The 18,955-nt window shown below is 59.5% G+C and carries 18 protein-coding genes and 1 pseudogene; 6 read left to right on the top strand and 13 right to left on the bottom strand.

The window, feature by feature from the left end:
- Positions 1-22: 22 nt before the first annotated feature.
- Both BSY240_RS22840 and BSY240_RS22835 read right to left on the bottom strand, forming a co-directional pair.
- Positions 23-1,045: a helix-turn-helix domain-containing protein gene (locus BSY240_RS22840; RefSeq protein WP_150127579.1), complete on the bottom strand. Its 1,023-nt coding sequence runs from the start codon at positions 1,043-1,045 to the stop codon at positions 23-25.
- Between the two features lie 18 nt (positions 1,046-1,063).
- A complete protein-coding gene (locus tag BSY240_RS22835; RefSeq protein ID WP_069044227.1) occupies positions 1,064-1,969 on the bottom strand; it encodes a LysR family transcriptional regulator in 906 nt (301 codons plus the stop codon).
- A gap of 113 nt (positions 1,970-2,082) precedes the next feature.
- Here BSY240_RS22835 and BSY240_RS22830 point away from each other — a divergent pair, with 113 nt between their 5' ends.
- The 5 genes from BSY240_RS22830 to BSY240_RS22810 all read left to right on the top strand — a co-directional run bounded on the left by BSY240_RS22830 (position 2,083) and on the right by BSY240_RS22810 (position 7,006).
- Positions 2,083-2,745: an SDR family NAD(P)-dependent oxidoreductase gene (locus BSY240_RS22830; RefSeq protein ID WP_069044226.1), complete on the top strand. Its 663-nt coding sequence runs from the start codon at positions 2,083-2,085 to the stop codon at positions 2,743-2,745.
- Between the two features lie 209 nt (positions 2,746-2,954).
- Positions 2,955-3,524, top strand: coding sequence for a DUF1579 family protein (locus BSY240_RS22825; protein WP_069044225.1), 570 nt, complete (start codon positions 2,955-2,957; stop codon positions 3,522-3,524).
- 38 nt (positions 3,525-3,562) lie between these two features.
- Positions 3,563-4,468, top strand: coding sequence for an SMP-30/gluconolactonase/LRE family protein (locus BSY240_RS22820; protein WP_069044224.1), 906 nt, complete (start codon positions 3,563-3,565; stop codon positions 4,466-4,468).
- Positions 4,469-4,484: 16 nt separating this feature from the next.
- Positions 4,485-5,117 carry an NADPH-dependent F420 reductase gene (locus BSY240_RS22815; protein WP_083229781.1) on the top strand — a complete coding sequence of 211 codons (633 nt, stop codon included), beginning with the start codon at positions 4,485-4,487 and terminating at the stop codon, positions 5,115-5,117.
- Between the two features lie 287 nt (positions 5,118-5,404).
- Positions 5,405-7,006: an FAD-dependent oxidoreductase gene (locus BSY240_RS22810; protein ID WP_069044222.1), complete on the top strand. Its 1,602-nt coding sequence runs from the start codon at positions 5,405-5,407 to the stop codon at positions 7,004-7,006.
- Between the two features lie 189 nt (positions 7,007-7,195).
- Here the strand turns inward: BSY240_RS22810 and BSY240_RS22805 are convergent, their stop codons facing one another.
- Positions 7,196-7,465 carry a hypothetical protein gene (locus BSY240_RS22805; protein WP_069044221.1) on the bottom strand — a complete coding sequence of 90 codons (270 nt, stop codon included), beginning with the start codon at positions 7,463-7,465 and terminating at the stop codon, positions 7,196-7,198.
- A gap of 600 nt (positions 7,466-8,065) precedes the next feature.
- Between BSY240_RS22805 and BSY240_RS22795 the strand changes: the two genes are divergently transcribed.
- The gene (locus tag BSY240_RS22795) at positions 8,066-8,248 is read left to right on the top strand and encodes a hypothetical protein (protein WP_069044219.1); all 183 of its coding nucleotides are present in this window, start codon (positions 8,066-8,068) and stop codon (positions 8,246-8,248) included.
- A gap of 203 nt (positions 8,249-8,451) precedes the next feature.
- On the opposite strand, the pseudogene BSY240_RS24455 reads toward BSY240_RS22795, so the two are convergent.
- The 10 genes and pseudogenes from BSY240_RS24455 to BSY240_RS22750 form a co-directional block, all read right to left on the bottom strand.
- Positions 8,452-8,571: pseudogene (locus BSY240_RS24455) on the bottom strand (FGGY-family carbohydrate kinase); the annotation flags it as partial.
- Between the two features lie 24 nt (positions 8,572-8,595).
- Positions 8,596-9,798, bottom strand: a complete 1,203-nt coding sequence (locus tag BSY240_RS22790) for a mandelate racemase/muconate lactonizing enzyme family protein (RefSeq protein ID WP_069044218.1) — start codon at positions 9,796-9,798, stop codon at positions 8,596-8,598.
- A gap of 10 nt (positions 9,799-9,808) precedes the next feature.
- A complete protein-coding gene (locus BSY240_RS22785) occupies positions 9,809-10,516 on the bottom strand; it encodes a FadR/GntR family transcriptional regulator (RefSeq protein ID WP_069044217.1) in 708 nt (235 codons plus the stop codon).
- Between the two features lie 322 nt (positions 10,517-10,838).
- Positions 10,839-12,437: an FGGY-family carbohydrate kinase gene (locus BSY240_RS22780; RefSeq protein ID WP_069044216.1), complete on the bottom strand. Its 1,599-nt coding sequence runs from the start codon at positions 12,435-12,437 to the stop codon at positions 10,839-10,841.
- Between the two features lie 31 nt (positions 12,438-12,468).
- On the bottom strand, positions 12,469-13,116 hold the full coding sequence (locus BSY240_RS22775) for a dihydroxyacetone kinase family protein (RefSeq protein ID WP_069044215.1): 648 nt from the start codon (positions 13,114-13,116) through the stop codon (positions 12,469-12,471).
- 4 nt (positions 13,117-13,120) lie between these two features.
- Positions 13,121-14,122: a dihydroxyacetone kinase subunit DhaK gene (locus tag BSY240_RS22770; protein WP_069044214.1), complete on the bottom strand. Its 1,002-nt coding sequence runs from the start codon at positions 14,120-14,122 to the stop codon at positions 13,121-13,123.
- A 14-nt stretch (positions 14,123-14,136) separates the two neighbouring features.
- On the bottom strand, positions 14,137-15,168 hold the full coding sequence (locus tag BSY240_RS22765; protein ID WP_069044213.1) for an ABC transporter permease: 1,032 nt from the start codon (positions 15,166-15,168) through the stop codon (positions 14,137-14,139).
- Entirely contained in the window at positions 15,165-16,709 is a 1,545-nt protein-coding gene (locus BSY240_RS22760) for a sugar ABC transporter ATP-binding protein (protein WP_069044212.1), read from the bottom strand. Before BSY240_RS22760 ends, BSY240_RS22765 begins: the two co-directional genes overlap by 4 nt.
- Before the next feature lie 101 nt (positions 16,710-16,810).
- A complete protein-coding gene (locus BSY240_RS22755) occupies positions 16,811-17,821 on the bottom strand; it encodes a substrate-binding domain-containing protein (RefSeq protein ID WP_069044211.1) in 1,011 nt (336 codons plus the stop codon).
- Between the two features lie 30 nt (positions 17,822-17,851).
- Positions 17,852-18,874: an ABC transporter permease gene (locus tag BSY240_RS22750; protein WP_069044210.1), complete on the bottom strand. Its 1,023-nt coding sequence runs from the start codon at positions 18,872-18,874 to the stop codon at positions 17,852-17,854.
- Positions 18,875-18,955 lie beyond the last annotated feature (81 nt).

Raw genomic sequence — 18,955 nt, 5'->3', positions numbered from 1 at the left:
CGCAGGCCGAGACCGAGCCCATTTACAGCGTGCGACAGCCTAGCATATTGGTCCGATAGCAGGTCGGCGTCGTGCCATGTGCTATCCGAAATGCACGGGCAAAGCTCTGAGAGCTGTCGTAACCCAGAGACAGGGCAATTTCAGTGATGGTCAAGGTCGAGCGGGAGAGCAGCGTGCGCGCCCTGTCCATGCGCAGGGAGACCTGGAACTGGTGTGGTGCGATACCTGTCGAAGCCTTGAAGGCGCGAGCGAAGTGATAGACGGATAGGCCAGTCAATGCGGCAAGGTCGGCCAGCGATACCGGCTGATCGACCCGAGCGTGCAAGTGATCAGAAACACGCGAGAGCTGCCAGGGCGCCAGCCCTCCGGTCGGCGCCCGCAGCTTTCGTTGCGACTGCGCCATCAGCAGCGCGACCATCTGCATCAACGCCCCTTCGATGAACATCGGGCCGCTCGGATTACCGGCGCGAATCTCGCGCGCGGTCTGTATGAACAGGACTGTCAGTTGTGGGCAATTGATGTTGGCACGGTGGGCTGCACCGAAGTCGCCGTCGGGCGGTAGATCATGACCGCCGCAGATCGACTGCAGTGCCGTATAAGGAATGGCCCGGAACTCGACTTCGTTCGGCCTGTCGAGGAGGATCTTTGTCGGCGTGTTCGGCGGCGTGACGACGATGGAGTTCCGGGGTATGGCGGCGCGGAACTGTCCTGCGCCAAGATCGAGTGTCGCCGGAATCTCGCGCGACAGACCGCGCGTAATCACGAGGTCGGGTACAGCCGCGTCGGAATAGTCACCTGCGCCCTGCCGGGCAGAGAGCAGGGTCGTTCCCAGAGCGACCGGCCTATTCACTTCGACGAGGGTTTCCGAGTAGGCGGCGCTATAGAACGCATGCATGCTATCAAAATACAGATTCGTATCGAGCATGGGATCAAGCCAGTTTGGCGGGGCAACATAGCCAGGTGCCATGCGGAAATATTCGGTCCCGCCCTGAAATCTGTCAAACAAAATCGATAACGACGCTGCGATCACCGCAAGTTTTGCCACATGGCAAGTTCTGGCGGGTCAAAGAACGGCGCAGACCTCCGATACGGTCTTTCTCAGCCAGGCATGTGCAGGATCCTTTCGCAGATAGGGCGACCACAGCATGTGCAACATCCATGGTTCCAGACCGAGGAAGCCGACGTCGAACGTCTTGATGCCAGGCCCAAAGCAAGCTGCTGCTCTGGCCGGCACTGTCGCTATCAGGTCTGTTGCGCGCAGAATCTGAGGAAGCGCCATAAGGTGTGGCAGTGCAAGTCGCACCCGGCGCACATGCCCCTCCGCGGCCAGTGCATCGTCCACGACACCGCGGCCTTGTCGCCCCGCTGTGAACAGCGTGTATAGCGCATGGTCGAAGGTCACAAAGGCATCCGTATCGGGTGGGCCGCGAAGAATTGCATGCCCGTCTCGGGCAACACCCACGAATTGCTCTTCCAGCAGGGGAGAGGCGACCGCGCGCTCCGGAGGATCTGAGAAGGCTCCGATGATCAGATCGAAAGCACCGCCGTCAATCAGGCCCCCCGCGCCTGCCTTGTCATAGGCCAGAAGCTGAAGATCCATCCCCGGTGCTTCTGCTGTCAGCCGTGCGATCAGTGCAGGCGCAATGACGGCAGAGGTGTAGTCCGTCACGCCGATGGTGAAGGTTCCGTCAGCGGTTGCGGGATCGAAGACACGTTGTTCCCCATCAAGCGTCACGCGGATACCTGCAAGGGCTGCATGCAGTCCAGGTGCCAGCCGTCGCGCAGCGGGGGTCGGCTGCATCATGCCCCCCGCATAAGTGAAGAGCTCATCCCCAAGCGCCTTTCGCAATCGCGACAAGGCAGCACTGGTGGCGGGCTGACTGAGCCCCAAGAGCCGTGCCGCGCCGGAGACACTGCGCGCCTTGTCCATCGCCTCGAAGGTCAAGAGCAGGTTGAGGTCGAATGCCATATTGGGTCGCCTATCAATCCACCGTGTGAATACCAGTCATTTGATCTGCTGGATAGACACAGAGCTGGCGCGTACCAATATTTTTACTTTCAGTGAAACAAAGGACCTCCATCATGACCTCCCCACTTGCCATTATTGCCGGCGCTGGCCCCGGCGTTGGCGCCGCTGTTGCCCGACGCTTCGTCCAGGGCGGATTTCGCGTCGCGTTGATCGCCCGCGATGCCAGTCGTCTGGCGGCTCTCGCGGCTCCCCTGATCGCTGCCGGCGGCACTGTGACAACCCATAGTGCTGACCTATCGGACCACGCAGATGTTCGCCGCGTGCTGGCGACCATTGCCGCCGAACATGGCCGCGCGACCCTGCTTGTGTGGAATGCTGCGGTTTGGACCGAGGCGCCGGCGCTGGCGCTGGACCCAGGAGATTTCGACCGTCAGCTTCGGTTGGGCCTGACTTGCGCGCTGACCGGTATCCAGACGGTCGCACCGTCAATGATGGCGGGCGGTGGCTCGATCCTGCTGACCGGTGGCGGCCTCGCGCTGATGCCTCAATATGGGGCGGCGGTTCCCGCTCTGACTGCGGTGAAATCAGCGCTGCGAGGATTCGTCCACGCAAGCGCGCCCGAATTTGCCACGCGCGGCCTGAGGCTGGGCATGGTGACGATCGCGGGCCAGGTGGCGCCCGGCGGGCCCTTCGACCCTGCCCGGATCGCAGAGGCTTTCTGGACCCTCCACACCGCCGCAAAGCCCGTTGTGGAGCATGTCTTTGACGGTAGCTGACGAACTGGTCCTACCGCAGGATTTGCCACCTTGGCGGCAGGCTTGGCCGAGATATGAACCAAGCGCCTGTTTCTGAAGAAGAACACTCGCTCCGAATACCCCCTCCCTGTCTCAGCAAGTTTTGGCAAGCGGGGATGGGGGTAGGCCGGGCACTCTCAATCTGACGCTGCCGAACCTCCCGATCACCCAAACTCAACAAGGATTGCCCAATGCGACTGCACCATCTTGGCCTTGCCCTGGCCCTTGTGTTTTCCGCTTCCCCTACCCTGTCAGAGACCGCGTCCGACCGTCTGGCTGCGCCCGGTCCCGAACATGCCTGGATGGACCCGCTTGCCGGGCGCTGGGATGTGGCCATGCGCGTCTGGCCCGGGCCTCAGGGCGAACCCTTCGAGATTCCTGGCATGACCGCCGAACGCGAGCTTGTCCTTGGCGGGCGCTACCTACGCGAAATCCTGATCTCCGGCGACGGAACTGCGATGCGTGAAGCAACCATGGGGTACAATCGGCTCGACGGTCGGTTTGAACTTGTTACCGTCGATAGCTTCGAACCCGGACAGATGGTCTATATCGGCCGAGGCGACGCAACCGCCGACGGGATATCGATGTATGGCGAGAGTACCGAGGCGGGAATGGGTGCCGAACCCACGGGCCGCAAACGCGATCTTCGCTTTGAATTCGTGATCGAAAACAAAGACGCGAATGTGCAGCGCATCCACGTCCGCTATCCCGGAGGCGAGGAATACCTGTTCGTCGAACAGCGCTTTACCCGCACCAAGTGATCCCCGGCTTTGGCGATTTCCCAAGGAAAGGACATCCCATGACACTTCTATTGCGGGCCAAATTATGTCTCATCCTGGCGCTTGGGGCGACCGTCGCCCAGGCTGAACCCACCCGCACTGTCGCCAGCTATCCGCCTGGCACTTTCCTCGAGAACGTTGCGGAAGGTCCAGACGGTGCACTTCTCATCACAAGCTACTTCGATCGGACGCTCCTGTCATGGGACGGCGGCGGAGCGCCTACGCCTCTCGTCGCGCTCGACCTGCACCCTGTGGGCATTCTCGCGCGCGCCGATGACATCGTGTTGTCTGCGCATGGAACATCTTTTGCCGAGGGACCTGCCTTCACGCAGACCAACGCTTTCCTCATCCTGTCGCCGGATGGCCGGGTGATCCACACCATCCCTGCGCCTCAAGCACTGTTTCTCAACGGGATCGTCGAGGTCGCGCCCGGAACGATCCTTGCTGCAGATTCCCTGGCAGGCATGATCTGGCAGCTTGACCTTGCGAGCGGCACCATTACCGAATGGCTGGCCGATCCACTCTTTGCCACCGATCCTGCCGAAACGGGGCAAACGCCTGGTGCGAACGGGCTCAAGATCCGCGACGGCTGGCTCTATGTCTCAAACTCTTCGCGACAAGCACTCTATCGTGTCGCATTAGACGGGGCAGGTCCAAAGGGAGCGCCTCAACTCTTTGCAGCCACCGGATCGATCGACGACTTCGCTTTTCTCGCCGACGGTACGATTGCAGCAGCTTCACATGGAGCGACGCTGATCGGTATCGACGCAGAAGGTACTGTTTCCACATTGCTGGCGGCAGGCTGCGACGGCTGCACCTCCGTCATATCCTATGGCCCCTCAGAAGAACTCGTGGTGCTGACGACCGGCAACCTCCTGGAAGGTGGCACAGACGCGGCGCGTATCTTGGTGGTCCCCACGAAATAGACGAAGGAAGAGGTCATTGGACATCGGGATCATCGGTGCAGGCATGATCGGAGGGACGCTTGCCAAGCTTTTGGCCAACCGCGGCCATCGGGTTCACGTCGCCACCCGGTCCCCTGACGACCCCCGCCTTGCGGCCCTGCCGCCGGGCGTGGGCCGCACGACAATCGCCGAAGCGGCCCGCTTCGGCATAGCGACCATCGTTGCTGTGCCCTTTGCCGCATGGCCGGAGCTTGTGCGGTCGGTCGCAGCAGGGTTTGATGGCCGTGTAATCCTGGACACATCAAACGCAATACCGGTTCGGGACGGTGAGGTTGCAGCTGCGGCGCTTTCCTCTGGGCAAGGTTCGGGTGTCTGCGTGGCAACGCTCGTTCCTGCCGCGCGCGTGGTGAAGGCGTTCAGCTCGGTACACTTTGCGACCCTTGCTGCCACGGCAGGAGCGCACCCGCCAATCGGCATCCCGCTGGCCGGCGACGATCCGGGCGCTGTTGCCATTGCCGCAGGCGTGGTTGCAGCGGCGGGCTTCGCTCCCGTCCCTGTCGGGCCGCTCTCTGCGAGTGCGCGTTTTGATTTTGGAACGCCACTGTTCAACGTGCCTCTATCAGAGAGTGACTTGCGCCTCGCATTTGCCGACAGAAAGGGAGCGTCGTGATGCGTTGGTTCTCAGGCGTTCTCAGGCCGTATATCTTGCAAGTCTTGCAGCCTTCGACAAAATCTTCAGGCAAACACCTCGTGGTTCACAAAGACAGCAGACACTGCGCGCCAGCCGGTCAACAGCCGTCAGCAGAGGCGATGAGCTTGTGACGCGCCGACCTGTAGCATGACGACTTAACGGTGCTTTTGCTCCAAAGAGTGATTCCGCATGTGACGCTCTTTTTTCCGAATGAACCTAGATGATCCCTTTCACACTATTCTCCAGCACGCTGAAGGACTGTTCTCATGGAAAGCTCAGCCGCCGATTTAGCAACATATGTCCGCCGCCCACTTTCTGATGCCCACGTGGCGCATCTACGCAAGATCGGGCAAGAAGTTCGTTACGCTCCGGGCGAGACAATGGTGGCTTTCGGTGCTGCCAATGACGCGTTTTTCTACATCGTCGAAGGTGAGGCCGCGGCTTTTGACGAGGTGAATGGAACGCGCTACGGCAATGCAACGCTGGGTCCAAGTCAGTTCACTGGCGAGATGAGTTTCCTCAGCGGCGGCACGGTGCAACTGACCACCCGAGCCGAAACCCATCTGACCGCAATACGGGTCCCACGCGGCGCGATGCTGCAGGCGATGGCCGACATCCCAGAGATGAGCGACATCGTCCTGACGGTCTTCGCCGCGCGCCGCCGTCGCCTGATCGAGAGCGGGCAAGCGGGACTGACACTGATCGGCCCTGAGACCGATCGGGCCATACGCAGGATCGAAACCTTCGCGGCGCAGAACCTTATTCCTTACCGCACGCACGCTCTACAAAGTGCCGAAGCGCTTGAACTGGCTAGGAGGTGCGGAATACCCAGTGATCGAGGTGCCGTCTTATTGGGGGAACGTGCCGTCATCAACGATCCGACACCACGTGCTCTGGCGCGACGCTTTGGGCTCGACCTCGCGGTCGAGGCGGGCGCGGAGTTCGATGTCGTGATCGTGGGGGCGGGGCCGGCCGGTCTTGCTGCGGCAGTCTATGCCGGGGCCGAGGGACTGCGCGCATTGGTGATCGACGAGTTGGCGGTGGGCGGACAGGCGGCGGCCTCTTCGCGGATCGAAAACTATATGGGCTTCCCGACGGGCATATCCGGCCGGGATCTATGCGCGCGTGGCGAAATCCAGGCACTGAAGTTCGGCGCCCGTTTCGCCGTTCCACGCCAGGTCACGGGGGTGTCGCGCGAGGCGTCTGGCTTTACCCTGACACTCGAGGACGGCGTGACGGTCAAGGCTTCGGCGATCGTCGTGGCGAGCGGCGTACAATACCGGCGTCTCCCGCTGGACCGGCTGGAGCATTTCGAGGGGGCGGGGGTATCTTATGCGGCAACTGAACTTGAGGCGCGGCACCTGCGGGGGCGCAGTGCAGTTGTGATCGGCGGGGGCAACTCTGCGGGTCAGGCGGCGATGTTTCTCAGCCGCCAGGCATCGCGGGTGCACCTCGTGGTGCGGGGCCCGTCACTCGCGGCATCGATGTCGGACTACCTGATCGAGCGCATCCGGAAGAATGACGACATTACCCTGCATTTCGACGCGCAGGTCACCGCGCTCCACGGCGCGGAAACGCTCGAGGCCGTGACGCTGCGGGTCGCAACAGGCGAAATTCATCTGCCTGCAGCGGGCTTGTTTGTGATGGTGGGAGCCGCGCCCAATACCGGTTGGCTGTCTGGCATCGTAGACCTGGACGGCAAAGGTTTCGTGGTGACGGATGGCGACCATTCGGCCTCAGTTCCCGGCATTTTCGCGGTGGGCGATGTGCGTGCGGGATCCGTCAAACGCGTGGCATCAGCGGTGGGAGAAGGCTCGGTTGTGATCTCGAAGGTCTGGGAACATGTCAATGCAGCACGAAACAAATAGATCATGCTGTCTATCGGGCAACATGCAGACCCCCGGCCTGCATCACGTCAAATAGGCTTAAATCAGACCGGTCGACCTCCTTAAAACCCATAGGCTTGTCGCTGTCGGGTGCGTCGACGAGCGCGCATTCGCTTCATCTTCAGTCCGCGAGCAGCGCTTTGCCCAGCCTTCGTGATGGGGCATCAAGGACTATCGCAACACCTTAAGCGTGCCGGAGCCGTTTTCTGGTTTCCGCCGCACCGCCTCCTCTTGACGCAAAAGATGGAGAATTTCGCCGAGTATTTCTTTCCGGCGAACTGCCTTGTCCTTAAGGCGGCGAACGATCTCTTCCTCCGTCACCCCAGACGTGAGGTGGCACGACGCCTCGTTCTCGGCGATATCGCCAAGAATGTTCATCAGCACGAGGTTCTTCTCGTGCATCTGCATCACCATTTCCTTCACCTGCAAACGCTCGGACATGCTCACCACTCCTGCTGAAAACTGACTTCGGGCTATAACCGTTCAGCGGCGGAATGGTCCCAGGCAGTGGCCCAGATTCGTGAATTCGTTCAGCCGCGCGCAAGCCTCGAACATCGTTCAATAGGGCGATCGCAGTCCGCGCCCACTGGTGATGGCGCGAAAACAGCTCCGGTGAACCTTGCTCGGGCGCATGGAGAACGAGCGCCAAATCGTATCTTGGTCGGGGACGCCGGCACCCGGCGCAGCCGCAACGATGATCACTTTCACGTCCTCGAGCCGGCCCAGCTCCCAGCTGACGTGTACGTTCCACACCAGCCTAGCGAAGAGAACCACTAAGGTAATCACGATTACGGTAATCGTGATTACCTTATTCGTATGCATCAGAATGCAGGCATAAGCTGTTTCTCCGATCGGCAGATAGACAAGCAGCTTGCCCGCGCCCGCTGTTCGTACTCTGCCGCACCGGGCATCGTTAGGTTCTTCGTTTTGACGCCTTCAAGCTTGGTTTGCCTTCAGTATTCACAGCGGGCTCATTGCAGAAAAGCCAGTTGACACCCACATGAAAGAAACAGAACATAGAGTGAACACATGAGGTGGATCATGGACGAGACAGGCACGAATGACGTCGTTGCCAAGGCCCTTGCCGAAGTGGCAAAGATGCGCGCATGGCGGGAAAAGGTCGAAGCGGAAAGACGAAGGACTTTCGGGGCGATGGGGATGCGCCAGTCAGTCTATGTTCTTGCCCGTCAAAAGCCGTCGCAAACCGAAACCAAGCCCCAGTAGAGGAAACCGCTCATCACGGTCGCAGAACCACCCCGCCATACGACCGCCCAGCTGGACCTCAAACGCCGTTTACAAAAGCCGTCGGCCGACATCCTCTCATTTGACGAAGGCTTCAAGACACTGCTGACAAAGTTTGTCGATCGGGCCCGCGACCGGTTTGAAGACTGACGCGATCGCCTACAGCGCTTGCCTGGCCTCAGATAGTTGGCAAAGACTTGGTCAGCGACACTGCCCAACATGATCGAGCCGAGCAGATCCGGCTCTTCTGCTCTCGTCGCCACCACGTCTGTGCCGCAGGCATCGGCCAGCATCTGGCGAACCAGTGCACTTTAGCCCGCCCTCACTGATCACGATGCGTCTGACATTCGCCGCGACACGGTAAAGATCCTATCCAGATCCGGATGCAAATCCATCCCGAGACCTGGACCTGGCGGAACCGTAATCATGCCGTTCTTGACCTCGGGCAGTGCCGTCACCAGATCGCGATACCAGGTCTTATAGAAGGCCCTGACACTTTCCTGGACGAGGGCATTGGGGGCATTGAGCGACAGATGCGTCGATGCACAGAGCACGACCGGGCCCGTGCAGTCATGAGGTGCTACAGGCAAATGCCAGGCTTCGGCCATGGCAGCGATTTTCCTTGCCTCCGAGATCCCACCACACCAGCTGATATCAAGCATGACAACGCCGGCTGATCCCGTTTCCAGCAAGTCCCTGAATGCAAAGCGTGAGCCGAGCGTCTCAGAGGCGCAGATGGGAGCCGGAGATACCGCGGCATAGCGTGTGAGGCTGGACAGACTGTCCATCTTGATGGGGTCTTCATGCCAGAAGGTTTGATAGGGCGTGAGCGCCTTGGCGATCTGCATGGCTGGCAAAAGTTGCCACATGGAGTGGAACTCGACCATGATGTCCATCTTGTCGCCGACGGCCGAACGGATCTTCTCGAACGGCTCAAGCGCGCGTTTCAGGTCCGGCATGGAGATGTACTGGCCACGGCTTTTTTCTGCGGCCATGTCAAAGGGCCAGATCTTCATGGCAGTGATGCCGTCTTCGAGCAGGGAGTGGGCGAGCTCGTCTGCACGAAGAAGAAAACCGTTCAGGTCATCATAAGCCCTCGTCGCCGATGTCGACAGATCGTAATTTGCCGTTGTCTGCCCCGTCGCCTTCTTGATGTATTCGGTGCCAGCGCAGGTATTGTAGGTCCGGATTTCACGACGGCTGAAGCCGCCCAGCAATTGCGCAATCGGCTGCCCGGTCGCCTTCCCGAAAATGTCCCACAACGCGATGTCAAAGGCGGAATTGCCGCGCACTTCAGCACCCGAAGAGCGGAAACCGAGATAGCCGACCAGGTCTGCGGCGAGGAGATCAATCTGAAGCGGATCGCGGCCGATCACCCAAGGGGCGACATATTCATGGATGTAGGCCTCCACGGTTTCTGCCCCGAAGAAGGTCTCTCCAAGCCCGGTGATACCCTCGTCCGTATGGACGAGGATCCAGAGGAGATTTTGTCGCTCCGCAATGCGCACGGTTTCAAGCCTGGTAATTTTCATGGTGGCTTCCTTAAGCAATGCCGGCGGCAAGCAGCGCCTTGGCGCTTTCATCGAAATGCTGTGCCATCAACTGACTTGCCTTCTGTGGGTCGCCTGCAAGGATGGCTTTGGCGATCGCCAGGTGGAGTGCATTCATGGCTCTTCGTTCCTCGTCTGAGGAGCGACTGCGCCATCCAATCGGCCAGGTTTGTCGCGAGACCGTTTGAAACGCACCAAGGATCAGCGAAAAAATCGGGTTCTTCGACGCCTTGGCAATGGCCAGGTGGAAGGCCAGATCGTGTTCCATCACTGTCTCGGCCAAATGAAACTGCGTCTCCATGGCTGTCGCATGGTCGATGAGAATGCGCGCCTCTTCGTCTGAGCGTCTGAGGGCTGCAAGACTGGCCGTCCGCATCTCGATCGTCCGCCTCACATCGTAAATCTGATGGACGTTGATCTGCTCGGTCCCCACACCATGTTCAATCATCAGTGACATGGCGCCATGGTCGAGCTGTGCCACCCGCGCTCTTTTTCCCACATGCAGATCGAGCAGTCTTACGGCTGCCAGCGATCGAAAGGCCTCTCGAACGACCGTGCGCGAGACGCGCAGTTCCTTCGACAGCGCCAGCTCGCTGGGCAGGCTGTCTCCAGGCCCGAGCTCATTGTCGCGGATATAGGACGTGAGCGCAGCGATGACGCCATCCACCCGGCCGTCACTGCCTGTCTCCACACTAACCATAGATAAAAGCTCCAAAATGACAAAACCTGTCAGACAGCTTCTGTTATTATGGTTTAGGTTTTGTCCTTTGGCGTGTCAATCACCAGCACGCGTTACCAGCTTGTCCGAGAGCCACGTCCCGCCCGCAATCGGCTAGATGCCTCCAGGCTGTCGAAGGCGCGTATAAGGGGCCACCGCTCGACTGGTATCACCGATTGACATGCAAACACATCGGATGAGCTCATATCTCGTGCGGTCTCGCCCTGATGCTGGCTCAGATCGCCGCGGCAAACGCGTTCAGCCAGGAATGCCACAAATACCAGGTCTGCCATCACGCCACAGGCTAAAGCGCCCGCGCGACTTCCTGCAATTTGACGAAGGCTTCAAACCGCTGCTCGTGCAGCTCGCCGATCTTGTCCTTGCCCGGTTCGTATATGGACGCGATCGCAGATAGTGCCTGCATTGCCCCTTTCACATCAGGAAAGGCACCGCCTGCCACACTGCCCAGAATTGCCGAGCCGAGCAGGACCGGCTCATCGGCGAGAGGGGCCACCACCGCCAAGCCGCAGGCATCAGCCAGCAACTGGCGCACCAGTGAGCTCGATCCGGCTCCACCGCTGATCACGACGCGTTTGACGCCTGCCCCATGCTTGGCTTGCGTCTCGATGATCTGGCGAAGCCCGTAGCCAATGCCGCACAGACCGGCGATGTAGAGCGCGACCAGACTGTAGAGATCGCGCTCCATGCCAAGACCTGCAATCACGGCGCGCGCATGGGGATCGGCAAAAGGCGCGCGATTGCCGAGAAACTCTGGCACAACATGCAACTCGCCCGCCGCCAAAACTGTCTCGGACAGCGTCTCGACCTGAGCTGTCGCCATCTCGGCCAGAAAAGCTGGAAGCGACTTGCCTGATGCCTGCGCCCTCCCCCTCGCCTCTTCTGCTGCCGGGTGAAACGACAAGAGCTGATCGATCGCGGCCCCTGCTGCACTCTGGCCACCTTCATTCAGCCAGAGGCCCGGCACCATGGCTGAGTAATACGGTCCCCAGACACCAGGCACGAAGACCGGCTCAGTCGTCGAGGTCATGGTGCAGGAGGACGTTCCAAAGACATAGGCCAGATTGTCCATGGGATTGTCGCCAATGCCGACTGTGCCGATGCCGCCGGCATGGGCATCGATCATGCCAGCTGCAACGGCAGTCCCTGATCTCAGACCCATGGCTGATGCTGCGGCTTCGTCAAGCCCCGCCCCAAGCCTTGTGCCGGGCTCGACCATCTGTGTGCCGATCCGGGCAAATCCCTCGTCTGCCAGTTCGCCAAGTCCGACCTTGTGGAAGTAACTCTCGTCCCAGCGCGCCTCATGGGCAAGATATGTCCATTTGCAGGTTACGGTACAGGTCGAGCGGGCAAGATCGCCCGTCGCCTTCCAGGTGAGAAAATCGGCGAGATCGAAAAACTGCCAGGCCTGTCCGAAAACTTCAGGGCGGTTTTCCTTCAGCCACAGGAGCTTCGGCGTCTGCATCTCGGGCGAAATCCGCCCGCCGACATAGCGCAACACATCATGGCCGATGGCATTGATCCGCTCGGCCTGATCCACGGCGCGGTGGTCCATCCAGACAATGATGTCGCGGGAAGGATCGTCGCTGCCACCAAGGCCAAGCGATTGACCACCTTCGCCGACGACCACCAGTGAACAGGTGGCATCGAAACCAAGCCCAATTACCTGGACAGGATCGATCCCAGCCATGGATACCGCTTCGCGAATGACACTACAGACACAGTCCCAGATCTCAGCACTCGACTGTTCGACGATCGAGCTTCCCTCACGAAACACGGTAATGTCGCGTTTGGCGACAGACAGCATCCTGCCAGAAAGGTCAAAGAGACCCGCTCGTACGCTTCCCGTGCCAACATCAACGCCAACGGCATAACTTTCGGTCATTTCAATCAATCCTGCGGCCGGTGACGCAATATCAGTGGCTTGCCACAAACTGGCTCATTCGCCTGATCAGAAAAAACCCGACGGTTGCGCCAGCATCCTGCAGTCCAATGGTCTTCTCCTGAAACGCTGCAGCCTTTCCATGCTGAGCGACCATCGACTTCGTCGCTTCCAGTGCGTCTTCTGCGACCCTGGCTGCCGAAGAAAGCGCGTCCGTGAGACCCGTACCTTTCTCAGCCTCTGCCTCCAGCGCGCTTGTCAGGGGATCGAGCACATCAAGCAGGGTCTTGTCACCGACCTTTGCCTTGCCCCGTTCTGCAATCCCATCGGTATAGGCGCGCCAGAACTGAGCAAGCGCTTCCGTATCAAGAGCATCCAGTCCCTCGACCGCTTTGCTCGCCCTCAGGAAACCGGTGGCCGTCAACGTCCCCATGGTCGAGGGGGCTGTGCGCGCCATTGTTGCACCAGCCGTGCGCAACAGCTTGGACAAACCGGCCTCTTCGCCTTCGGCAGCGACGGCGTCAGCCGCCGCTGCAAAGGATTTCGCCATGGTGATGCCTAGATCGCTGTCACCAACCTTGCCATCGAGTGCGATCAGATATTCCCGTTGCTCGGCAAAAAGCTGCTGCCAGCTCTGGAACAGTCCGATCAGATGACTCGCATCCAGTCTTTCGAGGCTCATATCTTTATCCCGTGACGTGCTTGAAGAAGGGCGTATTGGCAGGCGCTGCCATCAGGCGGTCGAGTTCTTCGTCAAGATGAAGGATCGAAATCGAGGCGCCCGCCATTTCCATTGAGGTTGCGAACTCTCCAATCCAGACATGTTTGAGGTTTACGCCGCGCGCATCGAGAAGCTGGCGGACCCGGCGGAAGAGAATGTAAAGTTCCTCAAGCGGCGTACCACCCAGACCGTTGATCAGGACTGCAACATCATCTCCTGATCTGTAATCGGTCTCGTTGAAGATACGATCCATCATCTCGTCGACAACGGCGTCTGCTGCGCCAAGCTTCTTGCGGCTGATACCGGGCTCGCCATGGATGCCCATGCCGATTTCCATTTCATCCTCGCCGATCGAGAAAGTGGCATGACCGATTTCAGGCACGACACAGCTAGACAGCGCGACCCCCATGGTCCGGGTCTTCATCCGTGCCTTGTCGGCAATTCGTGCGACCTCATCAAGCGACAGACCTTCGGCGGCAGCTGCACCGGCCGCCTTGTAGATGAAGAAGATGCCTGCAACACCGCGGCGCTTGTGCTCTTCTCCAACGATTGAGGAGGCCACGTCATCGTTGCCGACAACCTGCTTGACGGCAATGCCATCGAGATCGGCCAATTCAGCGGCCATGTCGAAATTGATGATGTCGCCGGAATAATTGCCGTAGATGTAAAGGACACCGGCACCTTGATCGACGGCCTTGGTCACCTGATACATCTGCTCGGCACTGGGAGACTGGAAGACACCGCCGACGGCTGCACCATCGAGCATGCCGTCGCCGACAAAGCCCAAGAATGTCGGCAGGTGACCCGAGCCACCGCCCGTGGTGAGCCCGACCTTGCCGGGCTTTGGCTTGGCCGTCACAAGGCAACGCAGATCGTCATTCGTATAAGTGACCATCGGATGCGCCGCATAGATGCCCTCGAGCATCTCGTCGACGAAGTTGACCGGATCGTTGAGAAACTTCTTCACTTTATCCTCCACTGTTACTTTTTGCGCTGACGCGTGACGAAGAAGGCAGCGGCCAGCAGGATGAAGCTGCCGACGACCAGTCGCTGCCAGGTGCTTGGGATGCCGACGAGAACCAGGACGCTGTTGATGACCACGACCAGGAGGACGCCGAGAATGGTACCGAGAACCGTACCGGTCCCGCCGGTAATGCGAGCGCCGCCCAGGACGACGGCAGCAATCACGTTGATTTCCGTGCCAACCAGATCAAAGGGGTTTGCCTGACGGTTGGCACAGACATGAATGATACCCGCAAGGCCCGCTAAAGCACCGGCATAGCCGAAGACGAACAGATGCACGGTACGAAGACTGTAGCCCAGGCGCTCGGCGATATTGGCATTGCCGCCCACGGCGAAGATTGCCCGCCCCATCAGCGTCCGATTCAAAATCCACCAGGTCAGGATGGCGGCGGCTGGAAGCACGAGGAAATAGAAGGGCAAGGTGACGAGGGCACCATTTGCGGTCTCGAACTGCAGAAGTGGCATCCGCCCGAATGCCCCCATCTGTGGCGGCAGCGACATGATCCAGACGGTGCCGATGAAGGACAGAAGAAATCCGCGAAACAGATACTGGGTGCCGATCGTCACGATCAGGGAGGGAACACGCAAATGGTGAACGAGAAGGCCGTTGATCACGCCGAGGAGGACACCGCCTGCCATCGCGATCAGTATGATCACAACGATGGGAAGCCCAGGCAGATAGCTCTGCACCAAAAGGGTCACCGAATACATGGTGAAGGCTGCAATCGCGGTAAAGGAGACATCGATGCCGCCGGCTGCCAGAATGACAAAGACGCCGAGCGCAAAGAGCCCCATGACGACGCTTGCACGGCCGATATCGATCAGGGTCGACGGCTGAAGAAAGGCCGGATTGGCAATCGAAACAGCAATGCAGATGGTCACGAGAAGCGCGAAAGTGATCGTCTCGGGGCGTCGACGTATCAGATTGCCCAGACTGAAGGAGCGCGCAGATTTTGACGAAGGGGCCGTCTCGGCTTTGGTCGCATTCATTGTTCACCCCCCTTTTCACTGCCAAGCATCGCCCGGTAGAGATCGTCTTCAGACGCCTTGTCTGCTTCAAATTCTGAAACGATCTGGCCTCCATTCATGACGATGATCCGGTCTGCGTTTTGCAAGAGCTCCGGCAGATCGTCACTGACGATGATCAGCCCCATGCCGGATTGAGACAGGGACTGGATCACCTTGTAGATCGTGTCCTTTGATCCGACATCGACACCCACGGTTGGGCCATGCAGGATGAGAAGCTTCGGGCGGATGCTCAGCCAGCGACCGATCAGGACACGCTGCTGGTTGCCGCCCGAAAGCGAGCCGACCGGCAGGTCGATATTCATCGTATTCAGGCGCATCTGCGCCGAGAGATCATCGGCAAGTCCCCTCGCCCGCTCGCGGTCAATGACGCCAATACCATTCGTCAGATCCCGAAGGATCAGAGCGATCTCGTTGTCGAGAATGGATTTGTCGAGAAACAGACCTTCTGCGAGGCGATCCTCCGGGACATAGCCGATACCGTGTCTGATGGCGTCCGAGGGAGAATTCAGTCGCACCTCCGTCCCATCGATCAGCATTTTGCCACGCCCGACCGCCATGACACCGGCAAGCGCCATGGCAAGTTCGTTGCGACCGGAATCGGCAAGACCGGTGACGCCGAGGATCTCTCCGCGGCGCAAGGCAAGCGTTACGCCTTCGACATTGTCGGTACGCAGCCCGTCGACCTCAAAGAAGGCTTCGCCGTCGGCACGTCCCTCACGATAGCGGGTGGCGGTGATCTGCCGCCCGGTCATCAATTCGGAGAGGTCATCCTTGGTGAAGCTTGCGATCGGACCTTGCGCCACGCATTTCCCGTCGCGAAAAACGATGGCGTTGCCGCCGATCCGGTAGCATTCCTCGAGCTTGTGGGTGACGAAGAGCACGGTTACGCCCTCAAGCCGCAGGCGCTCGACGACTTCGATCAGGTTGTCGACTTCCCGCCTGGTCAGGGAGGTCGTCGGCTCATCCATGATGACAAGCTTTGCCCGTGTGGCGATGGCACGCGCAATCGCCACCAATTGCCGCGATGCAAGCGGCAGATCTGAGACGATTTCCTGCAGGAAGGGGCGGTCGTTGGGCAGGCCGACTGCTGCAAGCGCGCGTGCTGCCGTTTCCTGCATCTGGCTGCGGTTAAAAAGGCGCGCCAGTCGTCCGCCAGACGATACGAGCTGCTCGGTTAGCGCTACATTTTCAGCGACCGTCAGATTGGGCAATAGCGAGAGATCCTGATAGACGGTCTCAATCCCGGCTGCGAGCGACTGGATCGGGGTTAGAGCGGCATAACTCTGGCCTTCAAGCACGATCTCACCTGCAGACGGCGGATGCGCACCGGACATGATCTTGATGACGGTGCTCTTGCCACAGCCGTTTTCACCCAGAAGGTGATAGACTTGGCCTCGGGCAAGCGTCAGGTTGATGCCCCTGAGCGCATGCACACCGCCAAACCACTTCTCGACATTGTTCAATCTGAGCAGCTCTGCCGGCTGCTCAACGCTTCTTTGCATTGCGACCACGGGAAATGGATCCTCATTTTATCCGCAGGCGGGTTCACGCTGCGGCGGTATGACCGGGAGAGCGATCTCCCGGTCACGGCTCACTCAAAGGATCAGAACAGGAAGTCCTTGTAGGTCGCCTTGTCGGCGAGAACCATGCCGTTGCCGACGACCAGCAAGCCCTGGCCGGCGCCCTGCTTGACGGTCACCTTTTCATAGCCGGGGACACCCAGATCCATGCCATCGGTGAGCTCCTTCTTTTCAAGCAGGAGCTTGGCGATCGTGTTCATGGCCATGCCGGCCTTTTGCGGATCCCAGAAACCGATTGCGGTGATTGCGCCGGATTCCAGCAGATCAGCCGAGGGGTTCGGCAGGCCTGTGCCGACGAGGCAGACCTTGCCGCTCAGACCGGCTTCGTCAATCGCGCGACCAACACCGAGTACGTCATTGCCGGCAGAGGTCTGGAAACCCTTGATGTCGGGATGCTTGCGCAGGATTTCCTTGGCCTTTTCATAGGTCGCATTGGCATCGTCGAAGGACTCGTTGTTGGCATCAACGAGCTGCATGCCTGCATACTGTTTGGCGTTTTCTTCGCCCGCACCGACCCACTGCATGTGGGTGCGGCTGCCAAGCGAACCGACGAATGTCGTCCACTTGCCTTCCTTGCCCATGCATTCGGCAAGTCGCTCGTTGAGTGCGGCACCATAATCGGCGTTGTCGAAAGCTTCGACATTGGCATTGGTGTTGATCTGGTTGTCGGCCTCATGGGTGACGACAACAATACCACGTTCCATGGCGCGCTGCAGTGTGCCTTCAAGCACGGCGGGATCCATCGGAACGACGGCAAGCGCGTTGACGCCCTTGGCGACGAGGTCATTGACGATCTGCAGCTGTTGGGCCGAGTCGGCGGTCGCCGGACCGCTCTGGCTTGCAACGAGATCAGCATTGGCTTCCTGGAAGGCAACCACGCCGGTATTCATGCGATCGAACCACGGGATACCGCTGATCTTGACCACGGTTGCGATCACCGGCTTTTCCTGGGCCACGAGCACGCCGACCGAGCCTCCCAGCGTGACGGCTGCAAGTGCTGTGCCGAGCATCATTTTTTTGGCAAACGAGTTCATGCTTTCCTCCACAAATTTTCCCTCGCTTTGTTACTTCGGCGATTGAGGGACAGACGCCGAAGGATCTTCAGAGCGACGCGTTGGGGCCAGGAACCCCATCACGTCGTAGCGACCGACAGCCAGGAAGGTGAGCAGCAGGGCTCCCCAGGCGAAATCTCGGACAAAGTTGGAAAGACCGCCGAAGTTCAGAAGGCTCGACATCAGCTGGAGAGCGATCGCACTCAAGACCACGCAGACAACCCGGCCATAGCCACCTTCGGGGCGAACACCCGCCATCACCGCGATCAGGATGGCGATCAGCAGATAAGAGCTGCCATAGTCGAACTTCACGTTGACGTTGCGAGCCGCAATGATGATGCCGGCGAGACCCGACAAGGTTCCAGACAGGGCATAGGTTGCGAGGATCACACCGTTTTTCGGGAAGCCGGCAAAGGTCGCAGCCTTGGGGTTCGTCCCCATCAACATCAGCCAAAGACCAAAGGGCGTGAACTTCAACACGGCGCCAATCAGGGTTGCGACGACGATGAAGATGACAAAGCTGATCGGCACGCCAAACAGCATGTCGTTGCCAAGGCTCGACAAAAGTTCCGGACTGCCAACAGTCACGGCACGTCCTTGAGAAACGACAATGGCAAGGCCCATAAACGCCATCTGTGTGCCGAGCGTGCACAGGATGGGCGTGATGGAGAAGCGGGCAATCAAAAAGCCGTTGAAGAGTCCGCCTGCAAAGCCGACCAGAAGGCAGCCAAGCATGAAGCCCAGGCTGAATGTGGTGGGATCGGAAGCCGGCCCGAGGATCGACACCATCAAGACCGCAGAAACGACGCCTGAGAGATTGGCAAGCGCAATGCCCGAGAGATCAATGCCGCCATTGCCGGCACACATGGCCAACATGACACCGACGGCCAAAAGTCCGATTTCTGGGACCTGACCAGCCATGGATTGAAGATTGAACAGTGACAAAAAGGAGCCGCCAGAGATCACCACTCCAGCAACAAGCAGCATGGCGTTCATGACGACAAGCATCATGAATTGGCCGTCGGTTCGCCGCATGGTCTCCTCCCATGTTTAGTGAACGTTTCTCGACTTCACTAAACGCTAGCAAAGCGGAAACCCGGTGACAAGCCCTATTCT

It is taken from the genome of Agrobacterium sp. RAC06, assembly GCF_001713475.1.
In the GTDB taxonomy this organism is placed as follows: domain Bacteria; phylum Pseudomonadota; class Alphaproteobacteria; order Rhizobiales; family Rhizobiaceae; genus Allorhizobium.
The sequence above is the reverse complement of the archived record's forward strand: the minus strand, read 5'-3'. Positions and strand labels throughout refer to the sequence as shown.